The 22,923-nt window shown below is 48.7% G+C and carries 20 protein-coding genes and 1 pseudogene; 12 read left to right on the top strand and 9 right to left on the bottom strand.

Annotated elements, in window-relative coordinates:
- The first annotated feature begins 10 nt into the window (after positions 1 to 10).
- The 3 genes and pseudogenes from C1A08_RS08640 to C1A08_RS13400 all read left to right on the top strand — a co-directional run bounded on the left by C1A08_RS08640 (position 11) and on the right by C1A08_RS13400 (position 1,723).
- Positions 11 to 112 (top strand): conjugal transfer protein TraO, encoded by a 102-nt coding sequence (locus tag C1A08_RS08640; RefSeq protein WP_257937085.1) that lies wholly within the window; start codon positions 11 to 13, stop codon positions 110 to 112.
- Positions 113 to 135: 23 nt separating this feature from the next.
- On the top strand, positions 136 to 303 hold the full coding sequence (locus tag C1A08_RS08635) for a TraQ conjugal transfer family protein (RefSeq protein WP_172970793.1): 168 nt from the start codon (positions 136 to 138) through the stop codon (positions 301 to 303).
- 231 nt (positions 304 to 534) lie between these two features.
- A pseudogene (locus C1A08_RS13400) lies at positions 535 to 1,723 on the top strand (ATP-binding protein).
- Between the two features lie 160 nt (positions 1,724 to 1,883).
- Here C1A08_RS13400 and C1A08_RS08625 read toward each other — a convergent pair.
- The 4 genes from C1A08_RS08625 to C1A08_RS08610 form a co-directional block, all read right to left on the bottom strand.
- Complete coding sequence (locus C1A08_RS08625) at positions 1,884 to 4,442, bottom strand: fimbrillin family protein (RefSeq protein WP_145996548.1); 2,559 nt, start codon at positions 4,440 to 4,442, stop codon at positions 1,884 to 1,886.
- 82 nt (positions 4,443 to 4,524) lie between these two features.
- On the bottom strand, positions 4,525 to 5,442 hold the full coding sequence (locus C1A08_RS08620) for a fimbrillin family protein (RefSeq protein ID WP_101572724.1): 918 nt from the start codon (positions 5,440 to 5,442) through the stop codon (positions 4,525 to 4,527).
- 170 nt (positions 5,443 to 5,612) lie between these two features.
- Positions 5,613 to 6,674: a DUF5119 domain-containing protein gene (locus C1A08_RS08615; RefSeq protein ID WP_101572722.1), complete on the bottom strand. Its 1,062-nt coding sequence runs from the start codon at positions 6,672 to 6,674 to the stop codon at positions 5,613 to 5,615.
- Between the two features lie 17 nt (positions 6,675 to 6,691).
- Entirely contained in the window at positions 6,692 to 8,020 is a 1,329-nt protein-coding gene (locus tag C1A08_RS08610; RefSeq protein WP_145996547.1) for a DUF3575 domain-containing protein, read from the bottom strand.
- Positions 8,021 to 8,633: 613 nt separating this feature from the next.
- On the opposite strand from C1A08_RS08610, the gene C1A08_RS08605 reads away from it, so the two are divergent.
- Together C1A08_RS08605 and C1A08_RS13580 are read left to right on the top strand one after the other, a co-directional pair.
- A complete protein-coding gene (locus C1A08_RS08605; RefSeq protein ID WP_180951551.1) occupies positions 8,634 to 10,085 on the top strand; it encodes a DUF6377 domain-containing protein in 1,452 nt (483 codons plus the stop codon).
- A gap of 408 nt (positions 10,086 to 10,493) precedes the next feature.
- On the top strand, positions 10,494 to 10,619 hold the full coding sequence (locus C1A08_RS13580) for a transposase-like zinc-binding domain-containing protein (protein WP_420095094.1): 126 nt from the start codon (positions 10,494 to 10,496) through the stop codon (positions 10,617 to 10,619).
- Between the two features lie 2 nt (positions 10,620 to 10,621).
- Here C1A08_RS13580 and C1A08_RS08600 read toward each other — a convergent pair whose 3' ends face one another.
- The gene (locus tag C1A08_RS08600; RefSeq protein WP_101572717.1) at positions 10,622 to 10,885 is read right to left on the bottom strand and encodes a hypothetical protein; all 264 of its coding nucleotides are present in this window, start codon (positions 10,883 to 10,885) and stop codon (positions 10,622 to 10,624) included.
- A gap of 155 nt (positions 10,886 to 11,040) precedes the next feature.
- Here C1A08_RS08600 and C1A08_RS08595 point away from each other — a divergent pair, with 155 nt between their 5' ends.
- Positions 11,041 to 11,271: a helix-turn-helix domain-containing protein gene (locus C1A08_RS08595; protein ID WP_180951550.1), complete on the top strand. Its 231-nt coding sequence runs from the start codon at positions 11,041 to 11,043 to the stop codon at positions 11,269 to 11,271.
- A 164-nt stretch (positions 11,272 to 11,435) separates the two neighbouring features.
- On the opposite strand, the gene C1A08_RS08590 is transcribed toward C1A08_RS08595, so the two are convergent.
- Positions 11,436 to 11,807, bottom strand: a complete 372-nt coding sequence (locus C1A08_RS08590; RefSeq protein ID WP_145996546.1) for a hypothetical protein — start codon at positions 11,805 to 11,807, stop codon at positions 11,436 to 11,438.
- 367 nt (positions 11,808 to 12,174) lie between these two features.
- Here C1A08_RS08590 and C1A08_RS08585 point away from each other — a divergent pair, with 367 nt between their 5' ends.
- From C1A08_RS08585 to C1A08_RS08560, 6 genes are all read left to right on the top strand, one after another.
- Complete coding sequence (locus C1A08_RS08585) at positions 12,175 to 13,488, top strand: TolC family protein (RefSeq protein ID WP_101572713.1); 1,314 nt, start codon at positions 12,175 to 12,177, stop codon at positions 13,486 to 13,488.
- On the top strand, positions 13,485 to 14,519 hold the full coding sequence (locus C1A08_RS08580) for an HlyD family secretion protein (RefSeq protein WP_101572711.1): 1,035 nt from the start codon (positions 13,485 to 13,487) through the stop codon (positions 14,517 to 14,519). The genes C1A08_RS08585 and C1A08_RS08580 overlap by 4 nt, the downstream gene beginning before the upstream one ends.
- A gap of 1 nt (position 14,520) precedes the next feature.
- A complete protein-coding gene (locus tag C1A08_RS08575; RefSeq protein ID WP_101572709.1) occupies positions 14,521 to 16,131 on the top strand; it encodes a hypothetical protein in 1,611 nt (536 codons plus the stop codon).
- 168 nt (positions 16,132 to 16,299) lie between these two features.
- Positions 16,300 to 16,620 carry a hypothetical protein gene (locus C1A08_RS08570; RefSeq protein WP_101572707.1) on the top strand — a complete coding sequence of 107 codons (321 nt, stop codon included), beginning with the start codon at positions 16,300 to 16,302 and terminating at the stop codon, positions 16,618 to 16,620.
- 10 nt (positions 16,621 to 16,630) lie between these two features.
- Entirely contained in the window at positions 16,631 to 16,834 is a 204-nt protein-coding gene (locus C1A08_RS08565; protein WP_101572705.1) for a hypothetical protein, read from the top strand.
- A gap of 239 nt (positions 16,835 to 17,073) precedes the next feature.
- On the top strand, positions 17,074 to 17,988 hold the full coding sequence (locus tag C1A08_RS08560) for a restriction endonuclease (protein ID WP_180951549.1): 915 nt from the start codon (positions 17,074 to 17,076) through the stop codon (positions 17,986 to 17,988).
- Positions 17,989 to 18,200: 212 nt separating this feature from the next.
- Here C1A08_RS08560 and C1A08_RS08555 read toward each other — a convergent pair whose 3' ends face one another.
- The 3 genes from C1A08_RS08555 to C1A08_RS08545 all read right to left on the bottom strand — a co-directional run bounded on the left by C1A08_RS08555 (position 18,201) and on the right by C1A08_RS08545 (position 22,575).
- Positions 18,201 to 19,781, bottom strand: coding sequence for a L,D-transpeptidase family protein (locus tag C1A08_RS08555; protein ID WP_101572701.1), 1,581 nt, complete (start codon positions 19,779 to 19,781; stop codon positions 18,201 to 18,203).
- 71 nt (positions 19,782 to 19,852) lie between these two features.
- Entirely contained in the window at positions 19,853 to 21,121 is a 1,269-nt protein-coding gene (locus C1A08_RS08550) for a dicarboxylate/amino acid:cation symporter (RefSeq protein ID WP_055204885.1), read from the bottom strand.
- 149 nt (positions 21,122 to 21,270) lie between these two features.
- Positions 21,271 to 22,575 (bottom strand): DEAD/DEAH box helicase, encoded by a 1,305-nt coding sequence (locus tag C1A08_RS08545; RefSeq protein ID WP_055204883.1) that lies wholly within the window; start codon positions 22,573 to 22,575, stop codon positions 21,271 to 21,273.
- Positions 22,576 to 22,923: the final 348 nt, after the last annotated feature.

Here is a 22,923-nt window from a genome sequence, read left to right as displayed (position 1 = left end):
GTGCGACCGGGTGGCGCTGTTGCTGACGCTAAGAGAGCGGGTAACGGGCGGATCGTCCGTCGCCCGCTTTCATACGCTGCTGGGCGCGGGGCTGAGGATTATGATTCATTAGAAACGAAAAAAATGGGAACCGTTATGGTAAAGACGATAGCGGCCGGCTGTACGGTCTTGCTGACCGCGCTGGCACTTTGGGCCTGCAACGATAAAATCGACGTGAAGCAGGCTTATCCCTTCCGGCTGACCTCCTGGCATTTGCCCGAAGAAATCGCAAGCCGCGATGATAACGAACACGTTTATCTTTGAAAAGAGGCGAATACGCGGAAATTATCATTGGAAAAACGGCATTCAGTACCAAATAGGTCGGCAGACAGCCTTAATAAAAGCCAGTTATGCTCAGACGACTACATCCGGAATTATTATGAAACGACCCGTAACGCACTGCTCGTTACCGGCGCACGGCAGATCGGCAAGACTTATTCGATCCGTCAGTTCGGCAAATCGTTCAAAAGTTTCGTCGAGATCAATTTCATCGAGATGCCCGAAGCGGTGGAGCTGTTCAAAGGGGCGAAGAGCAGCGGCGATATGCTGCTGCGCTTGTCCGCCCTGACTTCCGTACCGCTTATCAAGGGGGAAACGCTCGTTTTTTCGACGAGGTACAGGAGTGTCCCGAGATCGTTACGGCGATCAAATTCCTTGTGGACGAAGGCTCGTACCGTTATATCCTCAGCGGTTCGCTGTTGGGGGGGGGAGTTGAAAGACCTGCGTTCGGAGCCGGTCGGATATATTGGTGTCAAGGATATGTACCCGCTCGATTTCGAGGAGTTCATTTCATGCGGTGGGTATCAGCGATGCCGTGATCGGGTCGCTGCGCGAAGCGTGGAAGCGCCGCGAGGCCGTCAATGAGTTCGTTCACGGCAAGATCATGGAACTGTTCCGGCTCTATCTCATCGTGGGCGGTATGCCGGCCGCTGTGAGCAGGTACATCGAGAGCAATAATCTTCAGGAGGTAATGGCCGTACAGCAAGACATCATCCGCCTGTACAAACGGGACATTGCCCGGTACGACCCGGGCAACAAACTCTATATCGAGGAGATTTTCAACCTGATTCCGCCCGAGCTGAATGCCAAAAACAAACGCTTCATTCTGAAGAGGCTGAACGAACATGCGAAGTTCGATCGGGTCGAAAGCAGTTTTCTGTGGCTGACCAACGCAGGAACGGCGTTGCCGGTTTATAACGTGGAGGAACCGAAAGTCCCGCTTTTACTGGCCCGTTCGCGCAACCTGTTCAAACTCTTCCAAAATGACGTGGGACTGTTGGCCAGCCAGTATGCCGAGGACATCCAGCTACGCATTATCAACGGAGACAAGGACATCAATTTCGACTCGGTTTATGAGAACGCCGTAGCGCAGAAGTTGGCGGTGCACGGCATCGCCACATATTATTACAACAACAAGAAACGGGGCGAGTTGGATTTCGTCATCGCACTGGGCGGTAAGGTTCTGCCCATCGAGGTAAAGTCGGGCAAGGACTACGAAACGCACCGCGCCCTGTCCAACATTATGGATTGCAAGGAATACGACCTGCAGCAGGCTGTCGTATTCAATAACGACAACCTGAGGGTCGCGGGTAAGATCGTCTATGCTCCCGTCTATATGGCGATGTTCCTCGAAAAAGAGAATACGGCTCCTGCCTACTATAAAGTGGACCTGTCGGGATTATAATGCGGTTAAATTTTTTAAGGCGATACAATATGTAGCTTTTTAAAAGATTGACGCAGGAGGGTATAAAAACAGAGATCGGTTATCTTAGCAACAAGATATTGGTTTGCGCAGATTTTACGTTATCCTGTACAATCGAATATCCTCTCCATTTTACCCCTTCTTATTCCGCCTTGACGCACCGTAAACTCATAGCGGAAGCTTTCGAACTCTCAAGTTGTTGAGCATTAGCCGTACCTATCAGATACCACATATTCTCTGTGTCGGGAGCCGAGGCCGTTAATAGGGCCGCGCACTGTCCAGCTTCTATAAGTTCTCCGTCGAAAGAATATTTGTATCCGGCGCCCGGCACAAAAATGGACGCATTTCGGCGGGGACTGTTCGTTGATGGGTTGAAGAACAGCGTACCTATATAGGCTATGTCTTTGGTACCCCATGCCACGGCCGTATTGCCTTCCCTGACATCATACCCATTTACGCCTGGCCCTACATAGGGGTTATTGTGAGCTCTCCGGTCAAAAAAACCGTCCGCATAAAAGCCCCATCTCATATTGCCGTTTGATTGATTCCCCCCAATGGGAGGGTCGGCGTACAAAGACTGCCTGATTTCCGAATTGGATATATTTGATGCCGAGTTATTCAACGCGACTGCAGAAGTCAAACCGTCATTCGGCCGGCGGTACCCCGGGGGGCAAGTTTCATATGTGTTTTTTATACTTTCCCAAAAGTTTGGGTTTGCTTGAGACAACCACCCTGTCGGTACCGTCGTAATGTCGGCATTATAAGTGCGTCGCGGATAAGAGAGAGGTGCCCATTGGAAGAGAGCGCCGGCCTGTGAAGGATAATCCGTGAACGCGGCATTCGACAGATTTCCCAGGATATCGGTATAAATACTGGAATTGGCCATATCTGATGCCGTGGCATTGTAGGCAGAAAAACGCACAGCCGATAAACCGCGACCGCCATCGCCAGGGTACATCAGGTAGTCGGCCTCTTCCCCTTGCCGTATAAATATTACATGATATTTTTGGGGAGACCCGTAACGCAGCAACACCAAAGCATAGCGGACTGGGACAGAAGTGGTAGGCGTATAGGTGGAGGTCAGGCCTATGCGGAAAGAAATATAGTTGCCGGCTCCGCTGACAACGCTTCCTGAGGCCGAAGACAAATGCCCGGAAACGCTAAAAGTGGCGTCATTGGCCGGCAAAAGCATATCGACCGGAGTTTCAGTACTGCGGTTATAAGTTATGCCCGCATCGTCGGAATCCTCCGTACTGAATACAATATCACCCGGGCTCCATCCGTCGCCCAGCCAGAACACCGATGCATCCCAGCTTCCCGCAAGCAATGATGAACTGACAGGTATGCGTATGATACGCTCCCCTTTCTGATTGTTTTTCCAGTATGCTCCGACGTATTGATCGTGGATATAGCTGGCGTGTATCACTGATGACGCATAGTCGGGCAGTTGCACAAGGTTGATTTTTATGTCCGTATCGTCCGTGTTAACAATAGTCCCGGTTATTTCATTCGTCGTACTGTTGTTAGAGGTGGGTTTCCATGCATAGAGCGTCGTCGTTCCCGATCCGCTGTAAGAGCCAATGACCGGAATGGTTCCATCCAGATTTTTCACATTGGCGGCAGTGAGCGTTCCGGCCGCCCAGCCCTGCAGGTCGGCGAAGTTGTCACAGATATAGAAATTGGTGCCCGATATGGTCCAGGTCTTGGGAGACTCGTTTTGCACGATCACGTTGAACTGCGAGAACCCTCCCATAGGCGGAAGAACGATTCTTTCCGGGGTAAGCATAATGATGGCATCGGGGGATACGGATAAACTGTAATTGATACGCTGCCCGGACGACCATGTAATTCCGCTCAGGTCGAATTCAACATCCGGACGCCCGTCATCGACACCCACGATCAGCCTGGCGCCGGCCGGGAGAGTCTGCGGAATCATCATCAAGTAACCGCCGCCGGTATTGACCAGCTGCGACGAAGGATCCAAGTATACATCCGTATCCACCGTGGCTTCGAAATTTCCTGTGGAGGAGGAAGCGATATTCCATGAGAATGTTCCGTCTGCATTGGTTGTCAAGATGCCGTTGGTCTTAACCCCCTGTATTTCAAGCTTAGTGATTTGCTGTCCATTGCCGGAAGCCTTGAATCCGATGCATGTCAGAGCGTGTCTCATCTGGAAATTGACAGGTGCAGAGCCGTTATTGGTTTTGTTGCGGTCTGCCACAAGAGCCGCAACCATTAGGTCAGGCTGGTCGGAGCAGTTCGTGGGAACGGTATAGCTGATGGTCGGAATGCCGGTAGTAACATTTGGAGTTATCCCGTTAGTAGCGGTAGCGTGGGGCGAATAGGCGAAAAAGCTGATATTCGCATCCGCGGCCTGAGGCCAGTAGGCCGGATTGTCGTAGGTCCAGGAGCCGCTGTTGTGGGAAACCTTCACGTTATTCATAAAATCAGGGGTCGCTGTCGCTCCGTTCGCCGCCCAGTTATTGGATGTTCCGTTGCCGGTATAATATGCAAATACTCCCATATTCGGGATGTCCGCTACCGATTCCACCGGCATTCCGCGGGTGAAGGCATCACCCGGGTTACCAATGAAACCGATCCTGCCGTCACCGTACCCGCAACCTTCCATTTCGTTTTTAGTACAGGACACAGCTGCAACAGCTGCGGTCAAGCTTATTATTATAAATCTGATAGTATTCATAACCGTATCTATTTTTAAATCTTTAGTGACCGGAAGAGGTATCACCCTCTTCCGGTCTGTGTTACCAAAACGTCTCCTTTATTTATGGCTGAGGAAGTTCGGGATCGGGCGTCACAGCAGTCCAATCTTCAGCAATGGAAGACTCGAATTCGATTATATTGAAAATCGGATCCGTTCCGCCGCCGTGCGAATCGGCGTCAATAATCATCTTCAACAAATAATGCTTGCCTTTTTCGAACTCATCGGCGGGGATATTGCCAGTCGCAATCGTATACTGCTGCAGATCGCCACTGTAGATTGTGGTTCCGTTTTTCGTTATCGTTATGCCGGCTGTAATCTTCACTTTACATCCAGCCGAACTTTGCGGTATAATCATGTAAGACGCTGCTCCTGCATAGGTTGCAGACGTTGAATTAGGAGAGGCCCATGCAGGAGTAGTGGCCGTCGGATCAATTGTTCCTCCTGTCGATTGAACATCCAGGCTGGCAGTAAGCCCTATTGTGCTGAGTTGGTAGCCAGCATCTGACAAGTCATCATGCAATTGGGCTGTAACGGTGATTTTGGCCAACATATGGGAAAAAGCCAAACCAACAGTGCCGGAAGTCAGGCCCAGTTGAGGAGCGGCAATGGTAAAATCCTTGTTGGCATTTGCTGGAACTTCATAGGCGATTGAGAGAGTCGGATAAGTTCCGGTCGCCGCAACGTCTGCCGGAGCCCATGCGTAAAAATCCACACTACCGGAAGCGGGCCAGTAGTAAGGGCCGCCGCTGGGGACATCGCTTGCACTTACCTGATCGTTGATAAACCAGCCTGTCCCACCACTCCAAGCCGCATAAACCCGGTAAGGATCATTCCCATCGTTTGCGGCACGGGTCAATTTGTCGTTCAGGTTGGTAAATTTGATCTGCTTCGGAGTGAATCCGTCAACGTTTTCCTGTTCGTTTTTCGAACAGCCTGCTAATATGGCCGCCGCTGCCAGAGCCATTAAGATTTTTTTCATTTTGATTCGAATTATGCGTCGTTCGTTAATCTTTTAAAATTTTGTTTTCTTTATTTTCACTTTCGCCTTGCAAAGGTGAAAATTAGGAGTGTTCCCCTGTCCGGTCGGTAATCGCTTTTTTTTTACTTTATCACGTCTTTAAACAATATTATTTATTGATAACCAATATCTTATTTCGAGGTTAAGGGTACATCTATCACATCCCAATCGATAAGCTCCGAGTCAAAACCGGAACCTCCTTCCTCGGGCTCCACATCGGGCAGCCGCTCGGGCAAGTCCACCTCCACTTCGAGAGTCGTCGCCCCATGCTGCCCCGGCAGATACCGGATCAGCCCGGTAACATTCGCCCGCAGGTGCACAACGGTCCGGTCTCTGTCCTTTAAGATGAAGAAAAAGTCCATTGCGATCTGACGGTCGGGCTGGGGAGTAAGCGACGAGGGCTGTTGGCCCGGGATCCCGAACGTGCGGACAGTGGTTGAAATCGTACCCGCCGTGGTCGAGCCGGGGTTATAGGTTCTGTTGTTTATGGTGAACTGCTGGCTAACGGCCTGCAGTGTACTCCTGTCCCCGCTGAAATTATAAGCCCCCGCCATCCCGTTCAAATCGATCAATGCCGGCATACGGGCATTATTCAAACCCTCCACATGGACAGTGACATTCAATTCGTGCACCTTACGTTCGGGTATCAATCCTACCAGGGCTTCGATGGATTCCTGCATCCCCGGAGAAGGCGTCTGCCCTTCTGGATTCTGGGTATACCTGACCATTGCACAACTCACTTCGAAATCACGTACCGTAACCGAAGCCAGGATATCTGGTTCGTAAACGTACGGAACATCGCCCAACCTTAACGGTACGGTGGGGTTGGAATTGATCGTGGCGTACGATTCGAGTGTCGACAGATTCTCATATCCGCGTATACCGACCCCATATAGCTGTCCCCGGATCTCATTGAAAACGACAACCGTGTAGCCCCCTTCGGGCACATAGGCATAGGTCTGTATCCGGTTGGCGCTGTTTTCAAAACGGTGTTCCAGAACCAATTTGCCGTCATTTTTACTGTAAAACAATGCGGTTACGTTTTGCGGGACTATACCGGCTTTCTCCCACAGCGTTCCCATGGGGATAACGGCACGCAGATCCACCACTTCTTCAATAGGGCGGCGGCAACTGCTGAAAAGCAGCGCGACGGCCAGTATCAATACTGTATATTCATTGTATATGCGTTTCATTATTCGCTTTCTTATTCTTACTTGCGGTAACCGCGGTTAATCATCCATACCAGGGATACCTTCAATTGGGTCGGACCAACCCAGTGGAAGTTCCCCCGGCTCTTGAGAATAAGGTGCCACTGATCGTCCTCTCCGCATTTTTCGGCAGCGTATTCCCTGTACTTGCTTCCCATATATCCTAAACCGAGCGAATACTCCATCCGCCAGTTTTTGCTGATGCTGTGGGCAAAACCTCCGGTAATACCCGCTGAAACAAACTCGCCCTGATATCCTTTTGTCTTCCATTCCACATCATAATAACCGCCGCCCGCATATAGGCCCGTAAACCATCCCGTCATTTGATTGCGTCCTGTACGCTCGCCCCACCAGTAACGCAATTCCATGTTCCCGTTCAGCACTTCCAGGGCGTGTTGTTTTTTTTCAAAAAGCCACCACGGGAACACCCATTCCATAGCCAATGACCAGCGCTCCCTCATGGGGATTTCGATACCGGCATTGACCGCAGATCCTAAATCGTACAGAAGGTTGGTTTTCATCGCAAAAAGCGGTTTGCGTGCCATTGTCGGCAACGATGGAATTGACAAGGTGTCGCTCGGATCGTTTACCGAGTCATTGCCAGCCTCCGGCCCCACCACCTGCCCGGGAAAATCAATAGTCGTTTCTATCGCGGGACTGTCTGACGGGACGGGTACCGTGACAATCTCTTCCCGTTGCTGCGCCTTTTCAGGGTTTTCTTCCTTTAAATAGAAAACAACGCTTGTTCCCGACCGCATAAGCCTGGCAAAGTTGCGTGTCAGGTAATTCTCTGTTGCGCCGCCGCCCAGACGCTTCATCTTAATGAACTTCGATTCTTCATCAAGCGGCATCGAAAGTATGCGCAGAAGATCATCCCTGTATGGAACCATCCTGTCAAGTCGGACCTGTTCGAAAAGGTAGCTCCAATTGATAACCGACGGTTTTATAAATATTTTCTGTTCATTCAACTCCACATCGGGGAATTTCCATCGTATATGACTTCTTACCGCCATGGCACGTTCGTACGATAAGCGTGAATTGGTCCGGAACGATCCGATAAGGGAAGAGCTTCCTTGAATGACAATGGAATCCAATGCGGATCTAACCGTTATATCCCGGAATATTTCTTCCAGTTTATTCAATTCGGCCTGGTTGGTGCAGTACTCCCGCATCAGAAGCGAACTGTTGTTGGCAAAATAAAATACCGCAGTCAATGTATCCTGCCGATACCCGGGAGACGCGGCATAGCTGTAGTTTGTCGCCCCCAAAAACAGTGATATCCAGGACAACATGAGCGTGCGCCATAATATATGTCTGTTCAATCTGTTCATTTTTTTATTAATGTGGTGCTGATAATTACAAAGAAATATATTCGTGTTCAATCAGTTTCAGGAGTACAGAGAATGCCATAACTGGTTGCGGATAAACTCTTTAAATTTTGTCATCTTTGATTTAGTGAAAAACGCTGTAAAATTAGACTTTGTTATGCCTGATTTTGTGGTAATTAGCTGTAATATTAGTATTTTGGTTAAGTGCCATGAATCAGAAAAACGATTAATTATCAGCGACATACATATGATTTACAATTATATAATGTTATGTATATGTTATGTAGTATAGTAGGTCTCTAATTCGATTGATTGAAGGTAAATGCAGATTGAGAAAGGGTATGGGGATTAGTTGCACGGAAAATGCATACTTTTGGCATACAATTCAAATTCATATAGCCGCGTGTAACTTTCACGAATGAACGGCAGTTGTCAACATGTTTAAGGGATTGTTGTTTTTGTGACGGAAATTATGAAACAGACTATAATTTTGATATTATGTCTCTTGGGGTGCCGCGTGGCGTCCGGAGAATCATTGGCGCCAGACTCGCTTTTCATCAGGTTGGATGCGTCGATCGCTAACCGTTCGTTTTACATAGAGCAAAAGAACGATACATTGATCGAGCTCAAAAACCGGTTGCTCAATGCTGCTTCGCTGGAACAGAAATATGAGCTTTCCAAAGAATTGGTCTCTCAATACAGCAATTATGAAAACGCCCCCACATTATATTATGCCGACCAATGTCTGGAGATAGCCAGGCAATTGGGCGACCGGAACCTCATTACGGAATCTCTCCTGCGCCGGGCAAACTACCTGCGCTTTTCAGGGCTTACACACGAGTCCCTCTCCATCCTGGAATCAATTGATCCCGATAAGCTGCCCGTTGAATTACGGAAAACGTATTATAAAGTGTATATGCACGTATGCCACAGTTACACCAAGCTTCAGAATGACTCTCACTACAGGGATAAATACATAGAGCTGGCGCTTCGGAATGCGGATTCATACCTAGCCTTGGAAAGAGGCGACGAATCGGAATATTTAAGTGTCCAGGCTTACAAATTTTATTTGGAAAAAAATTACCAACAAGCCATCAATACCATTAAAACCCTGCAGAAAAGGGATGACGTCAAGCCTTATATGAGTGCCGAATATCTGTATTATCTGGGGTTGGTTTATCTCGAACTGGGGGATAGCTATAAGCGTGTGTCTCTCGAAGCATTCATAAGAAGCGCGATAATTTCCAATGAGTTGGCTATGACAAATTTGCTGTCACTTTTATATGTAGGCAGATTGCTGATCAATTCTGACAATCCTTACGCATACATGGCCGATGAATACATAAATGTTGCCGTCGAAGATGCGGTTATTTTCGGAGACAGTTATAGAGCGGATCTTATCAAATCCACCTATTATTACACATTGCAGATCAATCTGGAGAGAGCTGAAGCGCGCAAAAAAACGTTAGAAATAGTCGCTGTTGTCGTTTCCATCTTTTTAGTGACGCTGGGGTTCTTTCTGTTTTTGTTGCTGCGCAGCAACAAAGAAAACAAAAACAACCGTAAAAAATTGTCGGTAACGAATGCCCGCCTGCAGGATTCCGCATTGAGGATGGAGGCATATCTTAAATTATTCATCAACCGAAATTTAGTACAGATAGAAAAGGCAGAAAAATACAAAAAACAGCTATTGAAAATGCTAAACGGCAGTACGTCTTGCGAAAAAATAAAGCAGGATATATCCTCTATGTTCGATATGAACGAGGATTATAATAGCCTATTGGCCGATTTTGACAAATCGATCACCGACCTTTTTCCCCATTTTGCCGACGAGGTCAATAAACTGCTCAAGCCGAATCAGTTATATACGTACGATCAGAATTCGGCCAATAAATTGAATACCGAGTTACGTATATTGGCGCTGGTAAGACTGGGCGTTGCCGATAACAAACAGATCGCCTCCTTTTTCCGCATTACGCTCCAATCGGTGTATAACTACAGGAGCAAGGCCCGGGGCCGGGCCGTAAACGAAGATACTTTCGATGACGATATAATGAAGATTTTATAGACTGAATCTTGGTAATGGGAGGATTACGGGTAGACGAAACTGCGTAGCTGGCTTAAACCTCGCCTAAATTTGCATTTGAAGGGCATTTGCTGTTAATTCCGGATCATTTTATCAAATATGGGAATTAGATTATATCAAAAACGCGAAGCTGATTTGTCGTTACACAAATTCCGGTTAACTTCGCAGTGTCGGTCAACACAATCCCGACTGTTTTATGGGCGGGTAATGTTTCAAATTAGGGGATTGATAAAATCAAATGATTAAAACATTGATTACCAAGAATTATCTTCATCGTTTCAACAAATTAAAAGCAACTATTTCAGTCGCTTTTATTATTTTTGCACCCTTAAATCCTTCGAAAATGAATTCTCCGAGTGGATTTTTGACCTTCATGTTTCAAACTAGGGAATAGTAAAAATAGAATGTAAATATTGCGGAGGAGTATGTGTAAAAGACGGAACGCAGAGCAACGGCAGGCAACGCTACAAATGCAAATCGTGTCATCGAAAACAACAGGTACTATATAGTTGCTGACGCTAAGAGAGCGGATCGTCCGTCGCCCGCTTCCATACGCTGCTGGTAAACCGCGAGTTCCATGCGCTGGACGATATGCCGGGATCGACCGGAGCGATCCGATGCGGCAGGTGTTTACCCTGTGATATCGCAGCCTGTCGGACAAAAACGCCGAGGTACGGTTCATCGTCCGGGATAATTTCGGACAGCAGACCGAACTGACCGTGAGTTTCGATGTCGGGCGGAAAGAACCGCAGACGGAATAGAATACGAATAAAGAAAAACAATTAAGGGGCAGGAGTGTTTATTTCCGTTCCTAATTGTATATTATGAAGTCTGTTATCGCAGACCTACACCGTTATCAAAAGCAAATATATATAAAATAAATTTCAATGACAAATACACGAAAGCAGGATATGTCATTATTCAGGTTCTTTGTTATATGAGAAAGCAAAGACGCAATGACATATTACTCGGGATGATCGCGAAAAAGCTGAAAGAGTTGCGAAGTGCGAAAAAATTGACGCAAGTAGAAGTTTACCGACAAACCAAGATTCATATAGGACGCATAGAATCGGGAAATTCTAATATTACGATGAGTTCTTTATCCGAGTTGTGTAAATTCTATCAGATTTCTTTTGAGGATTTTTTCAAAGAGATTAGAACGAAATAGGAAACGGCGGACTTTTCAGTCCGCCGTTTCTTTTGTTTACCGATCCTTGTTTGATCGGTAGTTCTGTTTCAGCACTTCACGCATTCCCGCTTCGGGATAGAGAAACACCCGCCCGCAGACCGCCGTATGGGATATCTTATTCGTTAAGAACATACATGTGTATGTTATTTCAATGGATGTACGAGTAAATCAAACTTGTCACTTTTATTGTCAAGTGAAACATCGTATTCTTCAATTTTGTGGCTATAAGCCCATGTGCGTAAATGGTCTTTTATGTCTGCCTCGATATATGGCCCGTAATAAATGGCTTTTAACCTGTTGCCGCAAGATATTTCTAAAAATGGATCGTTTGATTTTGCTTCGCATTTACATATAAACCGCCACTCCTTTTCAATACTATATTCTGCAATGTCTTTAAATAAGAATGCCTTGTACCAATACAATAAATCGGGGAAAGGCATTGTAGATGGCAATCCGTTTGATGTCAAAAATGAATTTACCAACCACCAACTTGCAACTTCTGTCGCATTATACATAGTATCCGAATAAACCACAGGAAATACATCGTCCGACTTTCAATTTGCTGCGTAACCGGCACAGCAGACCTACTCCGCGGGCCATGATGTTTTTTACTTTCACCTTTAGCAATTTTTCCGCCTGTTTTATTCGGCATTTCCAACGTTTTTCGTAAATTTGCCATGCGACTCACAAAGAGTGGCGCCTATATGATCATAAAGAGTAAGAGCATTGTAACAATCTGTATCCCTGTAAGAAATTGGGGCTATCTGGAGAACTGGAAAAGCACAGCTTCGGTTTGTGGCTCGTAAATCACGAGCTGAGTTCAGTCATATATTCGGACTGACAAAACGATCAATTCCCATCACATAAAATAATCAATCCTTTATGAACAATCTTCGATTGCTCGCAGGGCTGCTTCCTGTAGCCTTGTTGAGCGGCGGGGTGTGCTCTTACGGTCAGTCGATAATTACCTTGGAGGAGATTTTCGAGGCTGCCGAAACCAACAGTGCACAACTTCGACCTTCATTTACTGCGCAGACCGAAGCCGAACGTGAAATAAGCGTCGCACGCGCAGGCCGTCTGCCCGACATCAACGCATCGCTGTCGCTGAGCTATATAGGAAACGGCTTCACAACCGAGCGCAGTTTCAGCGATTATCAGAAAGCTCCCATACCGCATTTCGGAAACGGATTGTCGCTGAATGTCACTCAGCCAGTCTATACCGGTGGAGCCCAAACGTATGCCATAGAGCTTGCCGAACTGAAATCAACGGCGGCACGATATGCGACCGATTTTCAGCGCAACAATATTCGTTTCCAATTGACAGGATTTTATCTCGACATCTATAAATATACCAATCTGCGTCGGGTTATAGAAAGCAACATATTCGCAGCACGAAAGGTATTGGAAGAAATGCGGGCACGTTATGAGCAGGGAACGGCTCTTCAAAATGACATCACACGTTATGAACTCTTGATGTCAAACCTTGAGTTGCAACTTGTCAGGATAAACAATACGCTCAATATTCTCAATACCAATCTCGTGACAACGGCGGGATTGTCCGACGGAACCGTCATCGTTCCGGATTCTACCATTCTCGCCCGCTCCTTGCCGATGGGGGAAGAGCACAGATGGCAACAGGAGGCGATGGAGAATTCTCCATCATTAAGCCTTGCACGTTCCGCTGTCGACATAAATCGTAAGGCGGAGGCTATCGTCCGTTCCGAGCGATTGCCCAAAATAGGACTTCAGGCAGGCTGGACTCTCGACGGACCCATTCTTGTGGAAGTTCCGCCAATCAACCGCAATTTAAGCTATTGGTATGTCGGAATCGGAATCAGCTACAATATCTCTTCACTGTATAAAAGCAACAGGTCTTTGACAAAGAAACGCATTGCGACGCAACGGGCCATAGAAGAACTGAACGCCGCACACGAGAACGTATCGCTCACCGTGAGGGCCGACCATATACGCTATCTCGAAGCTTACGAGACGCTGAAGACCCAAGAGAAAAGCGTAGAGCTTGCCCAACGCAATTACCGCACGACTTCCACGCGATATTCGGCGGATATGGCATTGATCACCGACATGCTCGATGCGGCCAACGCAAAACTCGATGCGGAACGGCAGCTCGTAAATGCCCGTATCGACATCATCTACTATTATTACAAACTTTTATTTGCTACAGGAAAAATATGAAACACCATAACAAAAAGATACTTTCTTACATTATTACCACGGCGGTAATCGCTGTCGCAGCATTATGGGTCGGCAACAAGTTCATCCATCTCGGCAATATTGAATTTACCGATAATGCACAGGTACGTCAGCAGATAGTGCCTGTAAACAGCCGAGTGCAAGGCTATATCAAAGAAATTCGTTTCAGGGAGTACGCAAAGGTTAAGAAAGGCGACACACTTGTCATAATCGACGATGCCGACATGCGGCTCAATGTAGCCCGTGCAAACGCCGATTACCAGAATGCCCTTGCCGGACGCAGTGTCGCCGATCGATCGGTTGCTTCGGCCTCGGCAAACGTAGCGGTCAGCGAGGCATCTATCGCCGAAGCAAAAGTGCTGATGGAGAATGCGGCGACTGATCTGACACGATACGAAAAACTACTGGCTCAAGACGCCGTTACCCATCAACAGTATGATGGAGCCAAGACGGATTATGAGGCAAAAAGAGCTCGTTATGAAATGCTTGTCCGACAATGTTCGGCAACGTCGTCGGTAGTCGATGTCAATCGTCAGCGCATGTCTCAGTCAGAAGCGGGGATCAAACTTGCCAAAGCTCTTCTTGAAACTGCTGAGCTCAACCTCAGCTACACCGTCATTATCGCCCCGTGCGACGGCTACACTTCGCATAAGGAGATACAGGTCGGTCAGCTCGTACAACCGGGGCAGACCCTTCTCGATGTCGTCGATTCCGGCGATATCTGGGTTACGGCAAATTACAAGGAAACCCAGCTTCGGCACATTACCCCCGGCAGCAAAGTCGAAGTAACGGTCGATGCCATTCCCGGAGTGGTTTTCAACGGCGAAGTGAGTGCCATCTCAACGGCAACGGGGGCATCTCTTTCCCTTATTCCCCAGGACAATTCTGCCGGCAATTTCGTAAAAGTGCGTCAGCGCATACCCGTAAGAATCGAATTCGCGCCCGATAATAAACCGGAGGATATGGCCCGGCTCCGCGCGGGCATGAATGTGGAATGTCGCGTGAAATACTGATATGGCAGACTGGCATGTTCAACAGGGACCGTTCGACATACCGGACGTTCCCGACTTCATCCCGCGGCGACTCAAGCCGTATCTGTTCATCTTTTTTGTCCTGATAATCCAATTCTCGGGAGGCGTGTATCTCGCAGCCGCTTCCGATATGGTGGGCACAAAAGCAGTGATGCAGGAAGATATTCTCATGGCCGGTTACGCCTCGCTCATCGGCATGGCTATCAACTTCGCCATGATGTTTCGCATCAAGTTCCGTTTCTCCACCCGAAACCAATTGCTCGTCTCTGGCATGGTACTGATCGCAGCAAACGTGATATGCGCCTATACCGCAAGCGTACCTCTGCTCGTCGGAACTTGCTTCGTGGCGGGATGGTTCAGGATGCAGGCGACATTCGCATGTAACTCTACCATACAACTATGGTTGACTCCCGTGCGCGACATGGCGATATTTTTCTGCTATGTCTATATCATAGTCGACAGTGTCATACAACTCAGCGGCATAGCCACGATATACACTGCGTTTTTCTCCCAATGGGAATACATGCACTGGATTATGACGGGGATGCTCGCCTTGATGATGCTCATGGTGATGATCCTTGTAAAGCCTGTGCGCGGACCGATGTTCATTCCTTTGCTCGGCATCGACTGGATCGGTGCGGTTTTGTGGGCGATATTCATGCTTTGCTTCGCATTCGTCTGCGTTTACGGCAACTTCTATGACTGGTGGGACGCTGCCGAGGTATGCGAAGCAACATTGATCGGCATCGTCTGTATCGGCATAAACCTGTGGAGAGCCTCTTTTTTACATCACCCCTATATCTCATTTCGGGCGATGAAAAACCGCAACGTGATACGGGCTACGGGCATTTACCTCGTTTTCTTCACGCTGATTGCTACCGAGCATGTGTTTGAGCATAACTATGCAGCCAACATTCTCGGTTTCGACGATACCAATCTCATAGACCTCAATTGGTATGTCCTTGCCGGGATCGTTGCCGGATGCGCGTTCACATACCTTACATTCGCCCGGCGTAAATGGAGGTATAAGACCATGACGGCCATAGGTTTCGCCCTTGCGGCCGCTTATCTGGCATATTTCTATTTTGTCATAGACTACGGTATTGAGAAAGAAATGCTTTTTATTCCGCTCTTTTTCAGGGGAGCGGCTTCAGTGATAATCTCCATCGTGTTTCTGACTTCGATAGTACAGAGCGGCCTGCCGTTTCAGGTATTTCCGCAAGCTCTGACGATCAACGGCTTCACCGGAGCGGTAATGGGCGCTACGCTTGGTCCGGCGCTGATAGGCGAATTCCTACAACATACGATGGCTAAAAATGCAGCTTTGCTGAGTTCCAATATAATCAATGCCAATACCGATGCCCTGCATATTCCACTAACTCGACTTTACGGCATGGTACAGACACAGGCTCTCGTAATCTCCATGAAAGAAATATATGGCTGGTTGCTGCTTGCAGCATTGGTGTCATTGCTGATCATTCTTATAAGCTATGGCACGGTGCATCCATTTGCCATCTTCCCGAAATGGAGCACCGTTCGCAGGGTAATCAAGCATATTGTCCGTACCACCGATAATGAAATACGGTCAATGTAATTAATTGGTATTAACCGTATCGGACTGTTGTGTCAATTCAAAAGCGCGACCATCTGGAAACCCCTATGACAAACATTACGTCCGAACAGCGCCGATTGCTCGATGGGCTGAGCACAGATCAAGGGAAACGGATGCCGCTACGTTGTCGAGTTCCTGACCGTAGAGCAGATGCGTGAACATAACTACGACGTGACGGAACAAGCGGCCGACGTTATCGACCGTATTGTCGAAAAGGTCGAAGTGGGTACGAACGTCATGCTCCGTATAGGCCAACAATTACGGAATAAAATCACTCGAAAACTATTAGCAAATGACAAGACAAGAGTGCCTGCGGCGCTCTCCGATCAAGGGCGTCGTTTTGAGATCACCACGGAATACGTGCGGATCTACAATGACTGCACAATGTTTCTTAATGCATACAACTACATTATAATCAGACTGAAGACATTCGGCGACAATTTGATGAACTACGAAGTATCGCTTCACTAAAAAACTGACATTGAAAGACACGACCAGATTCATGCTTGCTGTCCGGGAACTCTGCCCGGTCTACCGCACCGTATGCGACGATATCGGACGGCTTTTCTCTGAGCTGACGGAACTCGTCCGCCGGATAGAACGGGACGGGATTCACAGAGACTATTCGGACGACGAACTGCTGGAAGCCGCTATACGGAGGCAAAACAAGATCGGCAAATATTAGTCAGGAACTTTCCGGATAATCCGTTTCGTTCATCAGTCGAGTTTCGCTATATTTGTAACTAAGGCGGATCCGAATTATTTAAATATGATTCATAGTAATAGCAATTATATATACCAGAATCAACATCTCAACGGCAATCCGCCAAAGAAAAATAGATTCAATCACTATCGATAATTAATATGGCAACAATATCAAATAGTATAAAGTTTATTAATCACAAAACACAAAATCATCCCTTAATGTCACATCTGGAAAGAGCGATCTACGATAAATTCCACACCCTGTTTCCTCAAATGGGATACGATGTATGTATTCCTCAACGACAAAGAGGACATACATACACTCCAGATTTCGTCATCAGTTCAATAGACCAAAAATATAAGATCGCCGTAGAAGTGAAAGGCAGTAATCATATCTACGGAAATTTTTTCAGCTATGTGTCCGATATGTTCGCCAGACTACAAAAAACAGATTCTTATGATAAATTTTTATTGGTCTCGGATCATATAAAAAACGTTAATAATCATTTTTCACATCATGGATCATCATCGAACATCGAAATAATAGACATCGATGAAATACATAACTGGATCGAGCGGTTAGAACAATCGTCCTCGGATCAGTCAGAGAATCCATACGATATATTAATCCATTTACGGAAATTCAACAAAAGTATCATCCGTTGTATCGCATGTGCTCCTGAGCAATTATACAATCTTGAATGGAGAGATACGGAACGGGTAATCGCCGAATTATTCGAAGGGATCGGGTTCAACGTTACTCTAACCCGTTGCAGTAAAGACGGAGGGAAAGATATTATTCTCGAATACAAAATAGGCAACAGCACTAAATCATATATTATCGAAATAAAACACTGGAGATCAAAAACAAAGGTCAACAAAAATAGTGTAAAACGATTTACACAAATTGTCGTTAATGAAAATCGGGAAAAAGGATTGATGATATCGACATTCGGCTATACACGCAATTATTATGAAAGCCTGACAGAACACGAATTAAAAAAAGTTTGTTTTGGAACCCGGAATAAAATCGTTGATTTATGCAAAACGTACGAAAAAATTCGGGGAGGAATATGGGTACCTCTTGATCTGGAGGGAGAATTTACAAAAGAGACTTTTACGCCAGTCTTTTGAACGAGATTATGAAGAACAATATCATAACGTAAGAATAATAAAAATAAAATCTTCCACGCGATATGTTTTGTATCCGTCTTGGACTTTAGTCTTATTTACCAGCACATTGACGGGGAAATGCATGCAATCTGTGTTAATAGATATTGAATTCGTTTTCGTGCACAAAGGCAACGATTTTATAACAAAAAAACTATTTCCGTTAACAAAACAGATCACCGGCGCTGTGTTGCGATCAGCATGTAAGGCGACCGGTGCGGATCGAGCCATTGCAGCGTTTCGATCACCTTCGACTCGGTAACGGTTATGCAACCGGCGCTGCCGCGGTTATAACCGCTTTCGAGGTGGAAGAAAATTGCGCTCCCTTTGTATTTTTCGATCGGGCGCGTGTTGTATTCGACTACGGCGGCGTACTTGTAAGCGTCGTCGTCGCGGCGCAGGTATTCGAAATTGTCCGTCGCGGGCGTCTCGGTGGTCATCCGGTTATACATCGGGTCTTCCGAATCGCTGATCCAGTAATGTTGCTTGGTAACCACCAGGAACGGCCATCGCAGGTCGATGTCGTCCCGGTAACCGAACGCGAATCCCATCGGGTAGGCTCCCGTCGGAGTCCGCTGGTCGCCTTCGAGTTTCTCGCCGTAAGGCGCGATTCCGCGGCGGCCTACGTTGGCATGGATCGCCGGAAAGGTTTCCGCCCACCGCCCGTCGTCCTGCTTGTCGAAACGGCGGAACGCGCACAGCACCGAATCCGGCCGGTCGTTATAAACCAGGATCAACTGTCGGCAACTGTCCGGCAATTGCACGTTCGCATCGAGGAAACGACCGATCAGCTCGCCATTGCTGTCCGTTTTGCGGCAATCCCCGATATAATCGTCGATCCGTGCGATCCGGCGATCGACGGCCTCCCTTGCCTGCGCATCGTATTTCCGAGCCTCTTCGTAAAACGACCGGGCGCGTTGCAGCGCCGCGAGATCCTCCATCCCGAAACCCGCATTCGCGTATAAATGTCCCAACGCCTGATTGCACCACGCCTTGCGGGCATAATTTCCGCGCCGGATAAAATCCCGAATCTCCGGCCAGCGGATTTCCGCCCGCTCGCACAGATAGACGTCTCGGATCTTATCCTGCAACGGAGTGTGCAACCCCTCCTGAATCCGGAAACAATCGCGGTATAACAGATCCGCCAGCGGATTCGTCCATGCATAAAATTCGCCTGCCATCTCCAAGCCTGCCATTTCCAGCCCTGCACGCCCTCGCAATGCGTCCGACACGGTATCGGGCAACGTCATAAAACCCGTTACCGTACCGGATGCAAGCGTATCACCGCCTCGTAACGCCACATAACCCAAGCGTACCGTATCGCCTCCGTCGACCGACAGGCTAAGGTCGATATCCTTGCAACCGAAAATTTTCCGAACGCGGCGTTCGACATTTCTCCATCGTCCCGTATGCAATCCGTAGTCTCCCCGGCCGTCGAGCGAAAGGCGTTTTTCGGCAAACGACTTCGCGTCCGTCACACGGCCGCCCTCTTCTGCGAAGGCTCCGCGCAAACTCGCCGCCGTAAAAAAAGAAGCCAGATCCAATCCCTGTTTCAACGCCTGTTCGGTCATTTCGGGCGTTATCCCGCGCCGAGCCGACGCATCGGCCACCTCCGCCGAACGCAGGTAGACCACCGGCCCCGGACACGTTGCGCGCACGAACAACACCGCAACGACTACGCACGCAAAAAAGGCGGCCAGCAAACGGACGAAAACCCTTTGACGGGCAGAACGGATACAAAAATCGGATCGTTTCATTTTCCGGATATTTTCAGTTAAAAACAACTATCGTACGAAACACAGCCGCCGGTCGGCCAAACAGCAACGGGTCACGCCTGCCGCCGATCGGTCTCGCCCGCGCTCACCACGCAAGCCGCCATCGCATCGCCCGAAACATTCACCGCCGTAATCAGCATATCCAGCGGACGATCCATCGCAATGATCAGCGCGATCCCCTCGGCCGGAATCCCTACCGACACGAGCACCAGCATCAGGATGGCCATTCCGCCGCTGGGAATCCCCGGCGTACCGATCGACGAAACCGTCGTCAGCACGACGATCGAAAGCATCTGCGTCAGGGTCAGGTCGATCCCCATGACCTGCGCGACGAAAACGGTCGCGATGGCGTGGTAGCAGCTCGTCCCGTTCATATTGATCGTGATCCCGGTCGGCAGCACGAAGGAAATCACGTTGTGCGGCAAGCCCAGTTTCCGCATCTGTTCCATATTCACAGGCAGGCAGGCTGCGCTGGAACACGACGTAAAAGCCAACAACTGCACCGGCAGCACCGCGCGCATGTAATCACCGAGCTTGGTCCGGGAAAAAAAGCGAACGATCAGCGGATAGCATACCAACAGGATGAAAACCAATCCGATCACTACCGTAAGGGCGTAATACCCGAGCGCCAGCAACAAATCCGAATCGCCGGCAAAGCTGACGACCAGATCGGCCATCAGCGCGAACACCCCCAGCGGGGCGAACTTCATCACGTAACCGATGATCTTCAGAATAATCCCGTTCAGCGATTCGATCAGGTTTTTCACCGGCGCGGATTTCTCCTTTCCGACAGCCACCATCGCCACGCCAAATACGATCGACAGCAGGATCAACTGCAACATGGCTGTGTTGTCGCCGGCCGCCTGCACGACGTTTTCGGGGATCACGTCCACGACGAATTGCAACGGACCGGAACTTTTCACCTCCTGCGCATCGGCGCGTCTCTGTTCGACAGCCTGCTCGTAATGACTCCGGAACTCCTCGGTCTTTTCGCGCGGAAAAACGTTACCGGGCTGAATCGCATTGACGACGATCAGCCCGATAAAAATAGCGAACACAGTGGTAGTCAGGTAAACTCCGAGCGTTTTCAATCCGAGCCGGGACAGGTGTTTTACATCGCTCAAGTTCGTAATGCCGCTGATCAGCGATACGACCACCAGCGGAACCGCCACCAGGCGCAACATCCGGATGAAAATGGTTCCCCACGGCTTGACCCAATCGGTCACCAAATGCCCGCATCCGCCGGAAACAGCAGCGAAACCGAGCACGGTTCCGAGCGCCATTCCGATCAGGATCGTGATATATAGCGGTAATTTCTTCATCGTTTGCAATCGACAGCCTTTCCCTATCCGGGACTTTCACGGAACGGAGGCTTACGCACGACCGGATCTCGTTTCCGGTAAGAGTCAAACAAATATAACGCAAAATCCCGGAATCCGAATATCCGGAATCCGGACGATCGGCCGAACCGTTAATTACCTCCGCCGCTGCCGGCTTCGCGGGGACGTTTGCCGCTTCCCTGCCGGCGTCCGTAACGGCCGCCCGGCTTACCGGAACTTCCGCTCCCTTTACGCGGCCCCCGACCATGGAAATTGCGACGGCTCCCCCGCCGATCGCAAGCCGCCGGATCGTATTTCGGCCCTTTGCCGAGCCGTTCGGGAATCGGCAGCTTTTCGATCTCCCGCTCGATAAACTTCTCGATCCGCTGGAATTTATCCTGTTCCTGTTCGCTGACGAACGTGATCCCGGTACCGGTCGCACTCGCACGGGCCGTACGACCGATCCGGTGGATGTAATCTTCCGGGTCGTGCGGCACGTCGTAATTGATCACCGTACCGATATCCTCGATGTCGATTCCGCGCGCCACGATGTCCGTAGCCACGAGGATATCGATCTTACCGTTGCGGAAATCGAGCATCACCGCTTCTCGCTGCTCCTGTTCCAGATCGGAATGCATTGCGCCGACGTTCAGCTTCATTTGCTTCAGCGTGCGCGCCAGCTCTTTGGTCTTCAGCTTCGACGACGAGAAAATAATCGTTTTCGTCCCCGAAGGCCGGGCGAACAATTCGCGGATAATTCCGATTTTCTGGTTTTCGTAACATACGTAAGCCACTTGGCTGATCGCCTCGTTGGGTTTGGATATGGCGATGTTCACCTCGGACGGATCGCGCAGGATTTGTTTGGCCAACTGCCTGATTTTCGGAGGAAGCGTCGCCGAGAACATCACGGTCTGCCGCTGGGCGGGCAACTCGGCGACGATCTTCATAATATCGTCGAAGAATCCCATATCGAGCATCCGATCGGCCTCGTCGAGCACGAAATAGCGCACGTGCGACAGATCCACCCCGCTGTTCTGAATATGGGCCAGCAGGCGTCCGGGCGTAGCGATCACGATGTCGGAGCCCATGATCATCCCCTGTTTCTGCTGACTCCAGCCGATACCGTCGCCACCGCCGTAAACGACCGTCGTCGAAAGGGGTAAAAAGTAGGAAAAACCCTGAAACTGGATATCGATCTGCTGCGCCAGCTCGCGCGTGGGAACTACGATCAGCGATTTCACCACATTGTCCGGATTGCCCTCGTGCAGCAAACGGTCCAACAACGGAAGCGTATAGGCGGCCGTTTTGCCGGTGCCGGTTTGAGCGCAAGCGATCAGATCTTTTCCTTCGAGAATAATGGGAATAGTTTGTTCCTGAACGGGGGTCATCTCTTTGAAGTTCATCGTTTCGATTCCTTCCATGATGCCCTCGTGCAGGCCGAGTTCGTCGAATTTCATCTTTTTCGTATTAAAATCATACAAAGTTACTACAAAAAAGTGAAATGCGGAAAGTTATAGTGATAGAATTGAGTTACAAGGGTTTTAGTTGAAGTGGCGATAATTCGTGAAGCCATTACAATCCCTGCCGAAGCCAAATCCTGACGCCGCAACGTTACTTGTTCGTAACCATGCCCGAAAATGCGACAAACGGGTACGGATAGCGAAACAATACGTTAAGGAATAGTGAGTTACCGATAACTCACGCAAAAATTTCGGTTACGGAAAAAGATTGCTCCGTTCCTCCCCGTTTTGCGTACCGACACCGGACTCTTCACCAACTAATTTTGAAACCAAAAAATTAAGGAC

The organism is Alistipes sp. cv1 (genome assembly GCF_900240235.1).
Classification (GTDB): domain Bacteria; phylum Bacteroidota; class Bacteroidia; order Bacteroidales; family Rikenellaceae; genus Alistipes_A; species Alistipes_A hominis.
Note: the sequence above shows the minus strand (reverse complement) of the source record. Positions and strands in the feature narration are given on the sequence as shown.

Excerpts from the sequence above, each read along its gene's own strand:
- C1A08_RS08555 (WP_101572701.1), bottom strand. The coding sequence starts at position 19,781 with ATGAAACGATCCGATTTTTGTATCCGTTCTGCCCGTCAAAGGGTTTTC.
- C1A08_RS08560 (WP_180951549.1), top strand. The coding sequence starts at position 17,074 with ATGTCACATCTGGAAAGAGCGATCTACGATAAATTCCACACCCTGTTT.
- C1A08_RS08575 (WP_101572709.1), top strand. The coding sequence starts at position 14,521 with ATGGCAGACTGGCATGTTCAACAGGGACCGTTCGACATACCGGACGTT.
- C1A08_RS08625 (WP_145996548.1), bottom strand. The coding sequence starts at position 4,442 with ATGAATACTATCAGATTTATAATAATAAGCTTGACCGCAGCTGTTGCA.
- C1A08_RS08595 (WP_180951550.1), top strand. The coding sequence starts at position 11,041 with ATGAGAAAGCAAAGACGCAATGACATATTACTCGGGATGATCGCGAAA.
- C1A08_RS08610 (WP_145996547.1), bottom strand. The coding sequence starts at position 8,020 with ATGAACAGATTGAACAGACATATATTATGGCGCACGCTCATGTTGTCC.
- C1A08_RS08545 (WP_055204883.1), bottom strand. The coding sequence starts at position 22,575 with ATGAAATTCGACGAACTCGGCCTGCACGAGGGCATCATGGAAGGAATC.
- C1A08_RS08585 (WP_101572713.1), top strand. The coding sequence starts at position 12,175 with ATGAACAATCTTCGATTGCTCGCAGGGCTGCTTCCTGTAGCCTTGTTG.
- C1A08_RS08620 (WP_101572724.1), bottom strand. The coding sequence starts at position 5,442 with ATGAAAAAAATCTTAATGGCTCTGGCAGCGGCGGCCATATTAGCAGGC.
- C1A08_RS08550 (WP_055204885.1), bottom strand. The coding sequence starts at position 21,121 with ATGAAGAAATTACCGCTATATATCACGATCCTGATCGGAATGGCGCTC.
- C1A08_RS08570 (WP_101572707.1), top strand. The coding sequence starts at position 16,300 with ATGCGTGAACATAACTACGACGTGACGGAACAAGCGGCCGACGTTATC.
- C1A08_RS08590 (WP_145996546.1), bottom strand. The coding sequence starts at position 11,807 with ATGTATAATGCGACAGAAGTTGCAAGTTGGTGGTTGGTAAATTCATTT.
- C1A08_RS08615 (WP_101572722.1), bottom strand. The coding sequence starts at position 6,674 with ATGAAACGCATATACAATGAATATACAGTATTGATACTGGCCGTCGCG.
- C1A08_RS08635 (WP_172970793.1), top strand. The coding sequence starts at position 136 with ATGGTAAAGACGATAGCGGCCGGCTGTACGGTCTTGCTGACCGCGCTG.
- C1A08_RS08580 (WP_101572711.1), top strand. The coding sequence starts at position 13,485 with ATGAAACACCATAACAAAAAGATACTTTCTTACATTATTACCACGGCG.